The organism is Blastococcus sp. SYSU D00820 (assembly GCF_054050695.1).
The window spans coordinates 66818-82875 of record NZ_JBJGZW010000016.1; the positions used below are offsets into that span (position 1 = coordinate 66818).

General features: G+C 75.8%; 15 protein-coding genes. 7 read left to right on the forward strand and 8 right to left on the reverse strand.

What is annotated here, in order from left to right; genetic code table 11:
- Positions 1-46 precede the first annotated feature (46 nt).
- Positions 47-1120, forward strand: coding sequence for a Rieske 2Fe-2S domain-containing protein (locus tag ACI79R_RS16520; protein WP_456574734.1), 1074 nt, complete (start codon positions 47-49; stop codon positions 1118-1120).
- Positions 1121-1199: 79 nt separating this feature from the next.
- Positions 1200-2183, forward strand: coding sequence for an NAD-dependent epimerase/dehydratase family protein (locus tag ACI79R_RS16525; protein WP_456574735.1), 984 nt, complete (start codon positions 1200-1202; stop codon positions 2181-2183).
- A 77-nt stretch (positions 2184-2260) separates the two neighbouring features.
- Here ACI79R_RS16525 and ACI79R_RS16530 read toward each other — a convergent pair whose 3' ends face one another.
- The 5 genes from ACI79R_RS16530 to ACI79R_RS16550 form a co-directional block, all read right to left on the reverse strand.
- Complete coding sequence (locus tag ACI79R_RS16530; protein ID WP_456574736.1) at positions 2261-3265, reverse strand: sulfite exporter TauE/SafE family protein; 1005 nt, start codon at positions 3263-3265, stop codon at positions 2261-2263.
- 237 nt (positions 3266-3502) lie between these two features.
- Positions 3503-4930: an MFS transporter gene (locus ACI79R_RS16535; protein ID WP_456574737.1), complete on the reverse strand. Its 1428-nt coding sequence runs from the start codon at positions 4928-4930 to the stop codon at positions 3503-3505.
- Positions 4931-4935: 5 nt separating this feature from the next.
- Positions 4936-5937 carry an anion permease gene (locus ACI79R_RS16540; protein WP_456574738.1) on the reverse strand — a complete coding sequence of 334 codons (1002 nt, stop codon included), beginning with the start codon at positions 5935-5937 and terminating at the stop codon, positions 4936-4938.
- A gap of 20 nt (positions 5938-5957) precedes the next feature.
- Entirely contained in the window at positions 5958-6575 is a 618-nt protein-coding gene (locus ACI79R_RS16545; protein ID WP_456574739.1) for a DUF47 domain-containing protein, read from the reverse strand.
- A gap of 145 nt (positions 6576-6720) precedes the next feature.
- A complete protein-coding gene (locus ACI79R_RS16550; protein WP_456574740.1) occupies positions 6721-7272 on the reverse strand; it encodes a sigma-70 family RNA polymerase sigma factor in 552 nt (183 codons plus the stop codon).
- 86 nt (positions 7273-7358) lie between these two features.
- On the opposite strand from ACI79R_RS16550, the gene ACI79R_RS16555 reads away from it, so the two are divergent.
- The 5 genes from ACI79R_RS16555 to ACI79R_RS16575 are packed head-to-tail and all read left to right on the forward strand — an operon-like array spanning position 7359 to position 12349.
- On the forward strand, positions 7359-8000 hold the full coding sequence (locus ACI79R_RS16555; RefSeq protein ID WP_456574741.1) for a zf-HC2 domain-containing protein: 642 nt from the start codon (positions 7359-7361) through the stop codon (positions 7998-8000).
- Entirely contained in the window at positions 7997-9802 is a 1806-nt protein-coding gene (locus ACI79R_RS16560; protein WP_456574742.1) for a copper resistance CopC/CopD family protein, read from the forward strand. Before ACI79R_RS16555 ends, ACI79R_RS16560 begins: the two co-directional genes overlap by 4 nt.
- Before the next feature lie 44 nt (positions 9803-9846).
- The gene (locus ACI79R_RS16565) at positions 9847-10596 is read left to right on the forward strand and encodes a YcnI family protein (protein ID WP_456574743.1); all 750 of its coding nucleotides are present in this window, start codon (positions 9847-9849) and stop codon (positions 10594-10596) included.
- Entirely contained in the window at positions 10593-11276 is a 684-nt protein-coding gene (locus ACI79R_RS16570; RefSeq protein ID WP_456574744.1) for an SCO family protein, read from the forward strand. The genes ACI79R_RS16565 and ACI79R_RS16570 overlap by 4 nt, the downstream gene beginning before the upstream one ends.
- Entirely contained in the window at positions 11273-12349 is a 1077-nt protein-coding gene (locus tag ACI79R_RS16575; protein ID WP_456574745.1) for a hypothetical protein, read from the forward strand. Before ACI79R_RS16570 ends, ACI79R_RS16575 begins: the two co-directional genes overlap by 4 nt.
- A 21-nt stretch (positions 12350-12370) precedes the next feature.
- Here the strand turns inward: ACI79R_RS16575 and ACI79R_RS16580 are convergent, their stop codons facing one another.
- The 3 genes from ACI79R_RS16580 to ACI79R_RS16590 are packed head-to-tail and all read right to left on the reverse strand — an operon-like array spanning position 12371 to position 15644.
- Positions 12371-13444 carry a CDP-glycerol glycerophosphotransferase family protein gene (locus tag ACI79R_RS16580; protein WP_456574746.1) on the reverse strand — a complete coding sequence of 358 codons (1074 nt, stop codon included), beginning with the start codon at positions 13442-13444 and terminating at the stop codon, positions 12371-12373.
- Positions 13441-14253 carry an HAD family hydrolase gene (locus tag ACI79R_RS16585; protein WP_456574747.1) on the reverse strand — a complete coding sequence of 271 codons (813 nt, stop codon included), beginning with the start codon at positions 14251-14253 and terminating at the stop codon, positions 13441-13443. The genes ACI79R_RS16580 and ACI79R_RS16585 overlap by 4 nt, the downstream gene beginning before the upstream one ends.
- On the reverse strand, positions 14250-15644 hold the full coding sequence (locus ACI79R_RS16590; RefSeq protein WP_456574748.1) for a mannitol dehydrogenase family protein: 1395 nt from the start codon (positions 15642-15644) through the stop codon (positions 14250-14252). Before ACI79R_RS16590 ends, ACI79R_RS16585 begins: the two co-directional genes overlap by 4 nt.
- Positions 15645-16058: the final 414 nt, after the last annotated feature.

Here is a 16058-nt window from a genome sequence, read left to right on the forward strand (position 1 = left end):
GCGGGGGACCCCGCCTCCGCCGGGCCGGCGGAGGAGCACCACCACGATGACGACCCTCTCCGGGATGCCCGCTGCCACCGAGGACGGCGTCCGGGTGACCCGGCACGCCGGGCCCGAGCACCTCGTCCTCAGCGAGCACCCGGTGTTCCGCCGGTTCTGGTACTGCGTCGGGTTCTCCGCCGACGTCACCGACGCCCCGGTGGCCCGGCGGGTGCTGGGCACGGGCCTGGTGCTGTGGCGGCCGGAGCCCGGCGCGCCGGTGTCGGCCGCGCTGGACCGCTGCGCGCACCGCGACGCGCCGCTGTCCCGCGGCTGGATCACCGACTGCCACCTGGTCTGCCCCTACCACGGCTGGGAGTGGGACGCGCAGGGCCGCACCCAGCGGATCCCGCAGTTCCCCGACTCCCCGCATCCCACGAAGAGCGGGCTGACCATGGTCGCCGCGCAGGAGCGCTACGGCATGGTGTGGATCTGCCTGGCCACCGAGGCCGAGGGCGGGCCGATCACCGGCATCCCCGGGATCCCCGAGTTCGACGACCCGGCCTGGCGGGTGGTGCCCGAGCGGACGTGGGACTTCCACTGCACGGCCATGCACCTGCTGGAGAACAACTTCGACCCGGGCCACGTGGCCTTCGTGCACCGCAACACCTTCGGCAACCCCGACCGCCCGGAGCTCACGGAGACCACCGTCGTCCGGGTGCCCGGCGGCCTGCGCGCGACGGGAGAGGTACCCGTGGAGGCCCGCCCCGGCGAGATCGGGACGACGGTGCGCCGCACCACCAGCACGCTGCTGCTGCCCTTCCTCGGGCACATGCTCATCGACTACCCCGACGGGCTGCGCCACCTGATGGTCAAGGCGATCACCCCGGTGGACGACGAGCGCTGCACCATCACCCAGACCGTGCTGCGCACCGACACCGAGGCCGACCGCCCGGCCGCGGAGATCCTGGCGTTCGACGACGTCGTGGAGGACGAGGACCGCGACCTGCTCGAGGCGCTGCCCGCGGAGTACCCGCTGGCCCAGCACCTCAACGCGCACGCCCGCGCCGACCGCAACTCCCTCGCCATCCGCCGGATCTGGACCGACCTGGTCACCGGCCGCTGGAGCCCTGCCGGCTGACCGTCCCCGGGGCGGCGGGCGTTGCGCCGTCGGCGAACCGGGTGGACGCCGGGGGAGCGGAGCCGCTGGGCTGTCGGTCATGCGACTGCTCGTCCTCGGCGGTACCGCCTTCCTCGGCCGGCACGTGGCGACGGCGGCCCTGGACCGCGGCCACGAGGTCGCCACCTTCACCCGCGGCCGCAGCGGCGAGCCGCCGGGCGGCGTGCTGGCCCTGCACGGCGACCGGGAGGACCCTGCCGCGCTGCCGGCCGCGCTGGCCGGCCGGCGGCCGGAGCTCGTCGTCGACACCTCCTGCCAGAGCCGGGCGGCGGCCGCGGCGGCCGCGGCGGCGCTGGCGGAGGAGCCTGTGCGCGGCTACGCCTTCGTGAGCAGCCTCAACGCCTACCGGAACTGGCCGCCGGGCCCGCTGCGCGGGGAGGACGAGCCCGTCTGGACCACCGACGACGACGAGTACGGGCCGGTCAAGGCGGCCGCCGAGCGCGTGCTCGGCGCGGCGTTCGGCGACCGGTTCCTCACCGCCCGGGCCGGCCTGATCGTGGGCCCGCACGACAACGTGCACCGGCTGGGCTGGTGGCTGGAGCGGATCGCCCGCGGCGGCAGGGTCGTGGTGCCCGACGCCCTCGACCAGCCGATCGCCCTCGTCGACGCCCGTGACCTGGCCGGCTGGCTGGTCGCGATGGCCGAGCGCGGTCAGGGCGGCGCGGTCAACGCCACCGGGCCGGCCGGCATGACCACGCTCGGCGGGCTGCTGGCGACCTGCCGGGAGGTCACCGGCGCCGACGCGGAGTTCGTCGCCGTGCCGGAGGCGGAGCTGCTGGCCGCCGGCGTCGAGCCGTGGCTGCACCTGCCGCTGTGGCTGCCGCGGGACCTCGCCGTCCCCGCGTGGGACGTCGACACCACCCGCGCCCGCGAGCTGGGGCTGCCCAGCCGCCCCCTGCGCGAGTCGGTGGCCGACACCTGGGCGTGGCTGCGCAGCGACGTCCACCGCCTCCCGCCGCCCCACGGGCTGCCCGAGCCGGGCCTGCCCGCCGAGCTGGAGGAGCGGCTGCTGGCCGGCCGGTGAGACGCGGGAGGCCCCGCCCGGCGGTCACCGGACGGGGCCTCCCCGTCGACCCCGTCCGGCTCGGACGGGGACCTTCCTCAGTCCTGCGGAGCGCTGGGACGCCCGGCCAGCGAGCGACCCAGGTCGGCGGCGTCCGCGGCGTCGGCCGGCGGCACCGTCCGCTCGGCCTCGGCCAGGCGGGCGGCCTCCGCGGCGAGCGCGTCGGCGGACTCCAGGGCGCGGTCCTTGCGGTACTGGACGAACGACCAGGCCACCGCCGCGGCCCACACCAGGTAGATCGCCACGTAGATCGGGTAGCGGACGGCGTCGGGCGCGTCGAGCCAGTCGCTGCGCAGCAGGGTGCGGGTGTTGGTCAGCACGATGATGCCGCCGACCAGCGAGCCGAGCAGCCGCGGCGGGACGTGGCGGACCAGCCAGGCGGCGATCGGCGCGGCGATCAGCCCGCCGATCAGCAGGGCGGCGACCCAGGCGAAGTCGATGCCCTGCGAGCCGAGGGCGACGAGGAAGCCGAGGCTGGCGGCCAGCGCGACGAGGAACTCGGAGGTGTCGATCGAGCCGATCACCTTGCGCGGCTCCATGCGGCCGCTGGCCAGCAGCGCCGGGGTGCCGACCGGGCCCCAGCCGCCGCCACCGGTGGCGTCGACGAAGCCGGCGACCAGGCCCAGCGGACCGAGGAACCGCTTGCGCACCGGCTTGCCGAGGTTGCGCCGGTCGATGCCGCGGAGGGTGAAGCGGACCAGCAGGTAGATGCCGAGGGCCAGCAGGATCAGGCTCATCACCGGGGCGGCGACCTCGGTGGAGAGGTTGGACAGCACGGTGGCGCCGGCGAACGCGCCGATCGCGCCGGGGACGCCGACCTTGGCGACGACCCGCCAGTCGACGTTGCCGAACTTCCAGTGCGAGAGGCCCGACGCGAGCGTCGTGCCGATCTCGGCGAGGTGGATGGTCGCCGAGGCGGCGGCCGGGTTGGTGCCGATGGCCAGGAGCAGCGTCGTCGAGGTGACGCCGTAGGCCATGCCGAGGCTGCCGTCCACGAGCTGGGCGCCCAGGCCGGCGAGGGCGAGCAGGATGAGGGTCTTCACGGGGCTGGGCTCCGAGTCTGGGATCCGCGGGCGCGCAGGAGGGCGCGCAGCAGCACGGGAGGTCTGACGGGGGGCGCGCGCTCAGGCGCGGGAGGTCAGCAGCCCGGACAGCAGGCGGTGCAGACGCGCAGCAGGTCGACGTGGATCCGCCCCACCAGGAGCACCGCCGTCGCCGCCACGAGGTCTATGTCTACCAGATCGATCGGAATTGACCACATCCGGGTCCAGTGGATGGGATCACACCCGGAGGACGTCGCTGCGCACGGTCAACCAGGAGGTCAGCGCGCCGAGCGCGAACAGCGCGGCACAGACCAGCGCGCCGGTCCGGTAGGAGCCGGCCAGCGCGGCGGGATCGGCGTAGTCGTCCCCCGTGAGGCCGACGACGACCGGCAGCGCGGCGACCGCCAGCAGCTGCGCGGCCCGGGCGACCGCGTTGTTCACGCCGCTGGCCACCCCGGCGAGCGCGTCGGGTGCGGCGGCCAGCACGGTGGCCGTCAGCGGCGCGACGGTGATCGCCATGCCCAGGCCCTGCAGCAGCGATCCGGGCAGCACGTCCAGCACGTAGGGCTCGCGGCCGTCCACCCCGGCGAGCAGGAGCATCCCGGCCCCGGCCACCAGCGGGCCCGCCGTCATCGGCAGCCGGGGGCCGGTGCGGCCGGCCAGCGCCGCGAACCGGGCGGACAGCAGCGTGATGACGGCGATCGAGGGCAGCATCGCCGCGCCCGCCGCGGTGGCGTCGTACCCGAGCACCACCTGCAGCTGCAGCACGAGCAGCAGCGACAGCCCGCCCAGCGCCCCGTAGACGGCGAAGGTGGCCAGGTTGGCGCCGGTGAAGGTGCGGTCGGCGAACAGCCGTGGCGGGAGCATCGGCGCGGCCGCCCGCCGCTCGCGCACGACGAACGCCACCCCGGCGAGGAGGCCCACGACCGCCGGCAGGACGACCGCGGCGGCGTCCGGCCGCTCCCCGGCGACGATCAGCGCCTGGGTCAGCGCGCCCAGCGCGACCGCGCCCAGCACGGCCCCGGGGACGTCGAAGCGCCCCGACCGATCCGGGTCGCGGCTCTCCGGCACGTGCCGGCCGGCCACGGCGAGGACGGCGAGGGCCACCGGCACGTTGAGCAGGAAGACCAGCCGCCAGCTCACCGCGTCGACGAGCAGCCCGCCGAGGAAGGGGCCGGCCAGCCCGGCGATGCCGCCCAGCGCCGACCAGCGGCCGATCGCCACGGCGCGGTCGCCCGGCCGGAAGGAGGCCTGCAGCAGCGCCAGGCTGCCCGGCGTCAGCAGCGCCCCGCCCACGCCCTGCACCACGCGCGCGGCCACCAGCTGGCCTGGGCTCGCGGCCAGCCCGCACAGCAGGGAGGCGGCGGCGAACCAGCCGACGCCGACGAGGAACACCCGGCGGCGGCCGTAGCGGTCGCCCAGGGCACCGCCGAGCAGGATCAGCGCGGCCAGGGCGAGCGTGTAGCCGGTGACGGTCCACTGCAGGCCCGACAGGCCGGCCCCGAGGTCCCGGCCGATGGCCGGCAGCGCGACGGTGACCGCGGTGGCGTCGAGGAACGCCATCCCGGACGCGAGCACGGTGGCCAGCAGCAGCCAGCGACCGCGCGCCGTCCCGAGCCGGACCGGGTCCGGCGGGGCCGGCGGCCCCGGAGCGCCGCCGGTCACGCCGGTCAGCCGACGACGAGAGCGGTGGCGAAGTAGGCCAGCGCGGCGACCGCACCGGCGGCCGGGAGCGTGACCACCCAGGCCACCACGATGTTGCCGGCGACGCCCCAGCGGACCGCCGACAGCCGCCGGGTGGATCCGACGCCCATGATCGAGGTGGTGGTGATGTGCGTCGTGGAGACCGGCACGGCGAAGACCGTCGCGGTGGTCACCATGACGCCGGAGGCCACGGTCTGCGCGGCGAACCCGCCGGCCGGGGTCAGCTGGATGATCCGCCGGCCGAGCGTGCGCATGATGCGGAAGCCGCCGGCGTAGGTGCCGGCGCTGAGCGCCAGCGCAGCGGCGAGGACCACCCACAGCGGCACCTCGAAGGTGTCGATCTCCCCGGCGGTGACCAGCGCCAGGGTGATGACGCCCATGGTCTTCTGCGCGTCCTGCAGGCCGTGGCCCAGCGCCATCGTCGCCGAGCTGACGATCTGGGCGTAGCGGAAGCCGCGGTTGGCCCGGGTCACGTTGGCGCCCCGGAAGGTCCACAGGATGGCCAGCATGAACAGGTAGCCCAGGCCGAAGCCGACCAGCGGCGAGACCACCATCGGGATGACGACCTTGTTGAGCACGCCGTCCCACTGCACCGTGTGCGCCGCGGCGAGCGCCGCGCCGACCAGGCCGCCGATGAGGGCGTGCGAGGACGACGAGGGCAGCCCGAACCACCAGGTGATCAGGTTCCACACGATCGCCCCGATGAGCGCGGCGAACACGATCTGGAGGCCCTCGTCGCCACTGGGGGCCTCGATGATGCCGTCGCCGACGGTCTTGGCCACCTCGGTCGACAGCAGCGCGCCGATCAGGTTCATCACCGCGGCGAGGGCCAGGGCCACCCGCGGGGTGAGCGCCTTGGTCGAGACCGCGACGGCGATCGCGTTCGCGGCGTCGTGGAACCCGTTGGTGTAGTCGAAGGCCAGGGCGACCAGGACGATGACGACGAGGGCGATGAAGGCCGCGTCCATCAGAAGAGGTCCATCCGGGCCTAGGACTCCTTGACCGTGATCGTCTCGACGACGTTGGCCACGTGCTCGAAGGCGTCGGCGGCCTCCTCGAGCTGGTCGGCCACCTCCTTGAGCTTGAGGATCTCCAGCGCGTCGAACTCGCCGCTGTAGAGCCGCGAGAGCAGCCGGCGGTAGAGCTTGTCCGCCTCGTTCTCGATGCGGTTGACCTCGATCCAGTACTCGGAGAGGTCCTTCATCGTCCGCAGCCGCGGCATCGCCTCGGCGGTGGTCTGGGCGGCGCGCTGCAGCAGTGCCGTCTGCTGGCTCATCTCCGCCGGCAGGGTGCCCAGGCCGGTGAGGATGACCAGGTCCGCGGCGGCCTCGACGAAGTCCATGACGTCGTCGAGGTCCGAGGCGAGGTTGTAGATGTCCTCGCGGTCGAACGGCGTCACGAAGCTGGAGTTCAGCTGCCGGAAGATGGCGTGCGTCGACTGGTCGCCGATGTGCTCCAGCTCGCGCAGCTGGATCGCGAGCTCCTCGCGGCGGGCGTGGTCGTGGATGAAGTCGCTCAGGACGTCGGTGGCGGCCACCAGGTTCTCCGCCGAGGCGGTGAACAGCGGGTAGAAGCTCGAGTCCTTGGGCGTCAGGCTGAAGGGCACGCGTTGCTCCGGATCGGGGGGAGGGGCGGTCGCCGCACCGGTCCGTCCGGGCGAGGGCCGTCGGGGAGCTTAGGTCGGTTCACCGGGACGTCGCCCGGGTGGTACCGGTCGTTCACCTGCTGTTCAGATTGGCGTGGCAGGCCGTTCACTCGGCCCGGCGGACGGCGTCCTCGCCGAGGAACGCCACGAGGTCGGCCCGGGCCCGCGCCACGCGGGAGCGGATCGTGCCGACCGGGCAGCCGGCGACCTCGGCCGCCTCGGCGTAGGGCAGGCCCAGCAGCTGGGTGAGCACGAAGGCCTCGCGGCGGTCGGCGGCCAGGCGGGCCAGCAGGTCGGTGACCGCGGCGCCCTCGCCGACCGGGTCGCCGTCCGGCGCGCCGGTCCGGCCCAGCGCCTCCAGCTCGGCGTCCTCGCGGACCAGCGTCAGCCGGCGCCGCCGGCGGGACCGGACGGCGTCGGCACACACCCGGCGGGCGATGGCCAGCAGCCACGTCCGCAGCGACGACCGTCCCTCGAACCGGTGCAGCGACCCGAAGGCGCGCAGATAGGTCTCCTGCGTGAGGTCGTCGGCCGAGGCCGGGTCGCCGAGGGCCGCGCACAGCCGCCACACGTCGGACTGGGTGGCCCGGACCAGCGCCGCCGCCGCGAGCGGGTCGCCGTCGACGGCCGCGGCGGCCGTCCGCTCCAGGTCGTCCATGTCCTCGCCCTCGTCGCAGGAGTGTCCGTGCCAGGAGTTCGGCCCCGGCCGGGAACCGGACGGGTCCCTGGAACGACTACTCCTCCATGCAGTGTCCCGGATTCCGTGAGGCGGCCTCCGCGCGGCTGGACGGCGAGTCGCCGGGGATGCCCGTCGCCGACCTCGACGCCCACCTGGCCGGCTGCCCGTCGTGCGCGGCCTGGGTGGCCGACGCCGAGCGGGTCACCCGGCGTGCCCGGCTGGCCCCGGCGCCGCCGGTGCCCGACCTGACCGCCGCCGTGCTCGCGGCGCTGCCGCGCGAGCTCCCCGGTACCGCCGCCGCGGCGCGGGCCCGGCTGACCGACGGCGCGCTGCGGCTGGCGCTGCTGGCCGTGGCCCTGGTGCAGGCCGGCGCGGCCTGGCCGTCGCTGGCCTCGGGGGTGGCCGCGATGAGCGCCCCGGTGCACATGGCGCACGAGACCGGTGCCTGGAACCTCGCCGTCGCCGCCGCCTTCCTCGCCGTCTCCGCGGCGCCCCGCCTGGCCGCCGGAGCGCTGCCCTTCCTCGGCACCTTCGGCGTGCTGCTCACCGTCCTCACCGTCGCCGACCTGCGCGCCGGGCACGTGCACGCCGACCGGGCGACCGCGCACCTCGCGCTGCTCGCCGGCGTGGTCCTGGTGACCGCGCTGGCCTGGCGCGGGCGCCGGCGCACGGTGCTCGCGGTGCGCCGCGACCGGGTGACCGCGTGACCCGCCGGCTGCCGGCCGCCCTGCTGCTGGCCCTCCTGCTCGCCGGCTGGCTGGCCGCCGGGGTGGTCACCGCCGGGCCGGCCGCCGCGCACGCGGAGCTGGTGTCCACCGATCCGGGTGAGGGCGCCTCGTTGGCCCAGGTGCCCGGCGAGGTGACCCTCGAGTTCTCCGAGGCCGTGTCGCTGGGCGCCGGGTACGCCCGCGTCCTCGACAGCGGAGGGGAGCGGGTGGACACCGGCACCGCCGCGGTCGACGGCGCGACCCTCACCATCCCGCTGCGGGACGGCCTGCCCGAGGACGGCTACCTGGTCACCTACCGGGTCATCTCCGCCGACTCGCACCCGATCGCCGGCGCGTTCTCCTTCGCCGTGGGCGACGCCGGCCTGGTCGCCGCGGACGTCGCCGCGTCCGCGGAGGACCCGACCGACCCCGTCGTCGCCGCGGCCCTGCCGGTGGCCCGCTGGATCGGCTTCGCCGGCCTGGCGCTGGCCGTCGGGGTGCCGGCCGTGGTCGCGCTGTGCTGGCCGGCCGGGTGGCGCTCGGCGCGGCTGCGCCGGATGACCGCCGCCGGGCTGGGCGCGGTCCTGGGCGGCGCCGTCGTGTCCTTCCTGCTGCAGGGGCCCTACGCCGCGGCCGCGGGGATCGGCTCGGCGTTCGACCCGGCCCTCCTGCGCGCCACCGCCGACTCCGAGCTCGGCCTCGCCCTGCTGCTGCGCTGCGGCCTCGCCGCCGCGCTGGCCGTCGTCCTCGTGCCGGTGCTGCGCCGCGGGGCGGAGCCGGGGCAGCAGCGGCTGGCCGTCGGCGGGGTCCTGGCCGCGGCGCTGGTCCTCACCACCTCGGCGGTCGGCCACCCCGTGGCCGGGCCCTGGCCGGCCCTCGCGGTCGCCGCCACCACGGTGCACGTGGCCGCGATGGTGGTGTGGCTGGGCGGGCTGGCCGCGCTGCTGGGCGGGGTGCTGCGGTCCGACGCCCCCGCCGGCGAGCTGGCGGCGGCGCTGCCGCCGTTCTCCCGCATCGCCGCCGCCGCCGTCACCGCGCTGGTCGTCACGGGCGTCGTCCAGTCGGTGCGCGAGGTCGGCTCGCCCGCCGCGCTGGTCTCCACCACCTACGGGCGGGTGCTGCTGGCCAAGCTCGCCGTCATCGCCCTGCTGCTGGCCGCCGCCGGCATCTCGCGGGTCTGGGTGCAGCAGCACCTGGGCGTCCACCGCCGGCCGGCCGGCCGGCGCCGGGTGACCGCGCACGCCTTCGCCGCGACCGGCGGACCGGCCACCGCGGCCGACGGCGAGGCGCCCGAGGAGGTGCGCGCCGCCGCCGCGGCCCGTGCCGAGGAGCAGGCCCGCGGCGCCGGCGCCGAGCGGTCGGCGCTGCGCCGGTCGGTGCTCGTCGAGCTCGGCCTCGGCGCCGTCGTCCTCGCGCTCTCGGCGGTGCTGGTCGGCTCGCCGCCGGCCCGGGCCACCGCGGCCCAGCCGGTCGACGTCACCCTGCCGCTGGAGTCCACCGCGGGCGAGGCGGGCAACGTCCAGGTGTCGCTGGACCCGGCCCGGCCGGGCGCGAACACGCTGCACGTCTACCTCTTCGACACCGCGGGGCAGCTCGCCCAGCCCGAGGACATCCGCGTCACGCTGACCGAGCCGGAGCAGGAGATCGGGCCGCTGGAGCTGGAGCTCGAGCCCGCCGGCCCGGGCCACTACGTCGGCGACGGCGTCTCCGTGCCCGGCGCCGGCACCTGGACCCTCTCGGTCTCGGTCCGGCTCGACGACTTCACCGCCGGCGTGGCCAGCACCCAGTTCCCGGTCCGCTGACCGCCGGCCTGCACTCCTCCCACCCCCTCCAGAACAGGAACCCCGTGTCCCTCGCCCTGCCCCGACCGCTCGCCCGCCTGGGCGTCGTCCTGCTCGCGGCGCTGGCCGCCCTCGCCGCGTCGTTCGCTCTGGCGGCCGGCACCGCCGCGGCGCACGTCACGGTGTCCTCCGCGGACGCCGCCGCGGGCGGCTACGGCAAGCTCACCTTCCGGGTGCCCAACGAGAGCGACACGGCCAGCACGGTCTCCGTGGCGATCCGGTTCCCGGCGGAGACGCCGCTGGCCTCGCTGCGCAGCCAGCCGGTGCCCGGCTGGACGGCGACCCTCACGGTCATGGACCTGGACGAGCCGGTCGAGGTGGCCGGCCAGGAGGTCACGTCGTACGTGTCGACGGTCGAGTGGCGGGCCGACGCCGGCGGCGGCATCCGCCCCGGGGAGTTCCAGGAGTTCTCGCTCTCCGGCGGACCGTTCCCCGAGGCCGACGAGCTGGTGCTGCCCGCCGTGCAGACCTACAGCGACGGCACCGAGGCGGCCTGGATCGAGCCCACCGTCACCGGCCAGGCCGAGCCCGAGTACCCCGCGCCGGTGCTGACGCTGAGCGGCACCGCTACCGGGGACGGCCACGACGGCAGCACCACCGACGGCCACGCGGGCACGGACACCGCCGCCGCGCACGGCGACGCAGCCGAGGACCCCGGCGCCGTGGCGCTGTTCCTGGCGATCCTCGCGCTCCTGACCGGGCTGGCCGCGGTGGTCCTGGGTGTCCGCGCCGGGCGACGTACCGTGTCCTCGTGAGGTCCTCCGTCCGCCGCCTGCCCGTCCTGCTGCTCGCCGCGGGCCTGGTGCTCGGCGGGTGCACCGCCGACGGCGACGCCGGGAGGACCGCGGACGCCGCGGCGTCCAGCAGCTCCGGGCACGACCACTCCGCGGACGGCCCGGCCTCGCTCGACGAGAGCCCCGACGACACGTACGCGGGCGTCGACCTGCCGGATCCGTACCAGCGGCCGTCGTTCACGCTCACCGACACCACCGGTGCGCCCTACGACTTCGCCGCCGAGACGGCGGGGCGGCTCACGCTGCTGTTCTTCGGCTACACGTCGTGTCCCGACATCTGCCCGTCCACGATGTCCGACGTCCGGCTGGCGCTGCGCCGCATGGACCCGCAGGTGGCCGCGCAGGTGCAGGTCGTCTTCGTCACCACCGACCCGGCCACCGACACCCCCGCGGTGCTGGCCGAGTACCTCCACCGGTTCGACCAGGACACCCCGGTCACCTTCACCGGGCTGACCGGTGACCAGGGCGCCATCGACCGGGCGCAGCTGTCCGCCGGGGTGCCGCTGGCCGAGGACGACGGCCGGCTGCACTCGTCGCTGCTGCTGCTGTACGGCGCCGACGACCTCGCCCACGTGGCCTTCGCCGGCAACTCCGCCGACGACATCGCCGGCGACCTCGCGCTGGTCGCCGCCCAGTCGTGAGCCGCCCGCTCGCCCGGCTGGCCGTCGTCCTGGCGGCCCTGCTGGCCACGCTGGCCGTGGCCGGCCCGGCGTCGGCGCACGTCGGCGGGGAGGTGGCCGGCAGCGACTTCGACGGCCGCGTCCTGTCGGTGACGCCGGAGGTGCCCGGGGTCGGCGTGCGGGTGCTCCAGTTCGGCGACGAGTTCGAGGTGGTGAACACCACCGACGTCGACGTCGAGGTGCCGGGGTACTCCGACGAGCCCTACCTGCGGATCGGACCGGACGGCGTCTGGCGCAACAGCCGCAGCCCGGCCACCTACCTCAACCTCGACCGCTACGGCCGCACCGACGTCCCCGAGGACGCCGACGTCACCGCCGAGCCCGAGTGGGTGCAGGTGTCGACCGAGCCGGCCTACACCTGGCACGACCACCGCACGCACTGGATGAGCGAGGGCTCGCTGCCGCCGGCGGTCGCCGCCGACCCCACGCACGAGCACGTGGTCAGCGAGTGGACCGTGCCGATGGTGCACGGCGGCACGCCGATCGAGGTGCGCGGCGAGCTCACCTGGACCCCGCCGCCCTCGCCGGCGGTCGTGTGGCCGGTGCACCTGGCCCTCGCCCTGGCGACCGCCGCCGCGGGGCTGCTGGCCCGTGGCCCCCGGCCGCTGGGGGCGCTCCTGGTGCTCGGCGGGGCCGCGGCGCTGTACCACGCGCTCTCCACCCCGGAGCCGGCCGCGGGGGTCGGCTCGCACACGGGCGCGATCCTGTCGGCGCTGCTGCCCGGCCTCACCGCGGTGCTGGTGGCGGTGCTCGGTGCGCGGGCGGCCTGGCGCGGCAAGGGCGCGATGACGGGCCTGTTCGCCGTCGTCCTGGGCTGGCTGCTGCTGGTGCAGGGCCTGCCCGACGTCGACGTGCTCTGGAGCGCGAACGTGCTGTCCGGCGGCCCCGACCTGCTGGCCCGCGCCGCCGTGGCGGTGCTCGTCTCGGTGGGCGCCGGCTCGGTGGTCGGCGGGATCGCGGCGGTGCGCCGCTTCCGGGAGACCGGCCCCCGGTCGGCCGGTACCCCGGCCGGGGAGCCCCTGCCGGCGCGCTGACCGGCAGGGCTCCCGGCGTGGTCAGCCCGCGGCGGGGAAGAACAGGTCGAGCACCCGCTGGGTGGCGTGCCCGTCCTCCAGGGAGCAGAACGTCTCCCGGAACTCCCGGTAGCGCTCGGCGTGCGCGGCGGCCACGGCGTCGAGGTCGCCGAGCGCGGTGACCAGCTCCTCGCTGGTGGACAGCATCGGCCCGGGCGCGACGTCCTCCAGGTCGAAGTAGAAGCCGCGCAGCCGGTCGCGGTAGTCGGCCAGGTCGTAGGTGAAGAAGAGGATCGGCTTGCCGGTGATGGCGAAGTCGAACATCGTCGACGAGTAGTCGGTGACCAGGCAGTCGGCGGCCAGGTAGAGGTCGCGGATGTCGGGGTGGGCCGACACGTCGCGCACCGGCATCCCGTCGATCGGCTCCAGGCGGCTGGACACCATGTTGTGCAGCCGCAGCAGCAGCACCGAGTCCCCGCCCAGCCGGTCGGCGAAGTCGGCCAGGTCGACGGGGAAGGCGAAGTCCGGCCCCTGCCCCTCGAAGACGAGGTCGTCGCGCCAGGTGGGCGTGTAGAGGACGACGCGGGTGCCCTCGGCGATGCCCAGCTCGGCGCGCAGGGCGGCGCGCACCTGGTCGCGCTGCGGGCTGTTCAGCAGGTCGTTGCGCGGATAGCCGGTCTCGTGCACCGGGCCGTCGAAGCCGAAGGCCTTGCGGAAGCGCGGGGTGCTGACCGGGTTGGGCGACAGCAGGTGGTCCCAGCGGGCGATGTCGTGCTCGAGGTAGGCCAGCCGGCCCTCCGGCGCCCAGCGGACGTCGTTGTGGATCCGCTTGAGCGGCGTGCCGTGCCAGGTCTGGATGTAGGTGGCCTCGGGGCGCTTCTCCCAGTCCAGCGGGATGTGGTCGTTGGAGACGACGACGTCGGCGGCCTCCAGCGCGGCGATGCTGGCCGGGCTGCCGAACGGCACGGTCTCGACGTCGGCCGGGAAGGCGTGCTCGCCGGCCGGCGAGGTGAGCCAGGTGTGCGTGACGTCGTCGCCGCGCTCGCGCAGCGCCTCGAAGATGGCCCGCGGGCTGTCGGAGAACAGGCCGCGGAAGCTGGTGTAGACGATCTTCATCGGGTCCCTCCGTCGGTCGGGGATGCGCCGTGCCGGCGGGACAGGACCGGCAGCAGCAGGGTGGCCAGCTCCGCCCAGGAGGAGACGACGGCCAGGGCACCGGCCTCGCGCAGCGCGGTCGCCCGCTCGGCGCGCTCGGCCTCGGCGACGAACAGCAGGTTGCCCACGCTGGGGCAGCCGGCCCGGACGGCGGACAGCACGCCGGGCACGGAGTCCTCGACGGCCAGGCCGGTGGCCGGCGCGATGCCCAGCCGGTCGCAGGCGTGGCGGTACACGGCCGGGTCGGGCTTGCTGGTGGGCACCGGCAGCGAGTCCTCGGCGCTGTAGCGCACCGGGGCGGGGAGCAGGTCGTCCAGGCCGGTGGCGGTGAAGCAGGCGGCCAGCCGGGTCAGCGCGCTGGAGCTCACCACGGCCAGCCGCAGGTGCGCGGCCAGCGCGGTGAGGGCGGCGGTGGTCTCCGGGTGCGGCCGCAGGGCGGTGCCCAGGTGGGCGGTGACCGCGCGCCGCTCCTCGGCGACCCACGGCTCGACGTCGACCTCCGGCCGGCCGGCCTCGGCGGCCAGCCGCCGGGCGGTGCTCCGGAAGTTCATGCCGGTGGTGGCCAGCCGCAGCTCCTCCGCGGTGAACCGCTGCGGCGAGCCCAGCTCGGCGAGGAAGCGGTTGGTCACCTCGGCCGAGGCGACGAAGGCCGGCTCCTCGGAGGGGAACAGGTTGCCGTCGGCGTCGCAGAGCAGCGCGGTGAGGCCGGCGACGACCGGTTCGGGGAGGGCTGCGGGCGGTGCGGAGGGAGTCGGGGAGGGTGCGGTCACCGGGACATGGTCCCGGACCGCCCCAGCGCGGCCGCAACGGTGGCCCGGACGCCGTCCCGGTCGAGGCGTTCCAGGGTCTCGGCCAGCTCGGCGACGAACGCCGGCTGCTCGCCGAGGTCGCCGAAGACCGGGCGCAGCGACAGCAGCGGCCGGGGGTCCAGGCCGCCCCGCCCGGCCAGCGCAATCAGCTCGTCGGCCCGCTCGTCCTCGACGGGCAGCGGCCGGCCGGCCTCGTCGGCGCCCTGCAGGTAGCGGAACCAGCCGGCGACGGCGAGCGTGAGCAGCGGCGCGGACCCGCCGTCGGCCACCCACGGGCGCAGCGAGGGCAGCACGTGGTGCGGCATCTTGGTCGAGCCGCGGCGGCACAGGCGGGAGAGCCGGTCGCCGATGGCGGGGTTGGCGAAGCGCTGCAGCAGCGTGCGCTTGTACTCGGTCAGGTCGACCCCGAGGGGCTGCGGCAGCAGCGGGGTGACCTCGGCGTCCATCAGCCGGGCGGCGTAACGCGCGAACAGCGGCTCGCCGACGAGCTCGTCGATCCGCGCGTGCCCGGCCAGCGAGCCCAGGTAGCCCAGCGCCGAGTGGGTCGCGTTGAGCAGGCGGGTCTTCATCAGCTCGTAGTGGGCGACGTCCGGGACGAACCGGACGCCGACGGCCTCCAGCGGCGGGCGGCCGTTGCAGAAGTCGTCCTCGATGAACCACTGGGAGAACGGCTCGGTGATCACCGGCCAGCGGTCGTCGACGCCGTAGCGGCGGGCGACCTCCTCGCGCTCCCCGGGCGTGGTGTGCGGGGTGATCCGGTCGACCATGCTGCACGGGAAGGAGACGCGGTCGGCGATCCAGCGGGCGAGCACCTCGTCGCGCTGGCGCGCCAGGCCGACGACCGCGGCCCGCGCGGCGTCGCCGTTGCGGTGCAGGTTGTCGCAGGAGACGACGGTGAACGGCGCCGTGCCGGCCCGCCGGCGGCGGTCGAGGGCCTCGACCAGGTAGCCGAAGGGGGTGCACGGGGTCTCGGGGTGGGCGAGGTCGTGCCGGACGTCGGGGTCGTCGAGGTCGAAGACGCCGCTGTGCGGGTCCAGCCGGTAGCCGGCGTCGGTGATGGTCATCGTGACCATCCGCGTGTTCGGGTCGGTGAGCCGGTCGAGCACCGCGGCGGGGGAATCGGGCGCGAAGAGGTAGTCGGTCATCACGCCGACCACCCGGGCCCGCTCACCGTCGGGGCTGCGCTCGACGACGGTGTAGAGGTAGTCCTGCGGGGCCAGCGCCTCCTGCAGCAGCCGGTGCCGCAGCCCCACGCCGACGACGCCCCAGCCAGTGGTGATGCCCAGCTGTGCGAGGTCGTCGAAGTAGGTGAGCTGGTGGGCGCGGTGGAAGCCGCCGACGCTGAAGTGCACGACCGCGGGGGTGAGGGCGTCCCGGTCGTAGGTCGGGACCTCCAGCCGCCGGCCGTGGTGACGGAGCGTCTTCTGACTGAGCGGACGGACGCGCGCGACGACCGGCGTCAGGGGGAGCGGGTCGGGGACCGGCAGGGTCCGAGGTGCTCCGGTGACTCCCGGCGTCGACATGCGGCATCCGTTCCTTCCTGTGGTGCGCTCCGCTCCCGGGCGCGGCCGGTCGGGCCGACGGCCTCCGGAGGGGAGGAGGGGCTGCGCCCGGCTGGGCGCAGCAGTGATCAACGGGGTTGATCATCCGGGCACGAGGACACCGGCTCCGCGGTGGCGGAGGCGGGTTCCCGGTGGACGGCGGGGGAGCGCCGGCCCGGCCAGGTGGAGCGTCGGACCGGCGCGCCTGCTCACGCCGGAGAGGCT

Bases quoted from the DNA above. Each gene is read 5' to 3' on its own strand.
- ACI79R_RS16540 (WP_456574738.1), bottom strand. From the start codon at position 5,937: ATGGACGCGGCCTTCATCGCCCTCGTCGTCATCGTCCTGGTCGCCCTG.
- ACI79R_RS16580 (WP_456574746.1), bottom strand. From the start codon at position 13,444: ATGAAGATCGTCTACACCAGCTTCCGCGGCCTGTTCTCCGACAGCCCG.
- ACI79R_RS16520 (WP_456574734.1), top strand. From the start codon at position 47: ATGACGACCCTCTCCGGGATGCCCGCTGCCACCGAGGACGGCGTCCGG.
- ACI79R_RS16525 (WP_456574735.1), top strand. From the start codon at position 1,200: ATGCGACTGCTCGTCCTCGGCGGTACCGCCTTCCTCGGCCGGCACGTG.
- ACI79R_RS16550 (WP_456574740.1), bottom strand. From the start codon at position 7,272: ATGGACGACCTGGAGCGGACGGCCGCCGCGGCCGTCGACGGCGACCCG.
- ACI79R_RS16555 (WP_456574741.1), top strand. From the start codon at position 7,359: ATGCAGTGTCCCGGATTCCGTGAGGCGGCCTCCGCGCGGCTGGACGGC.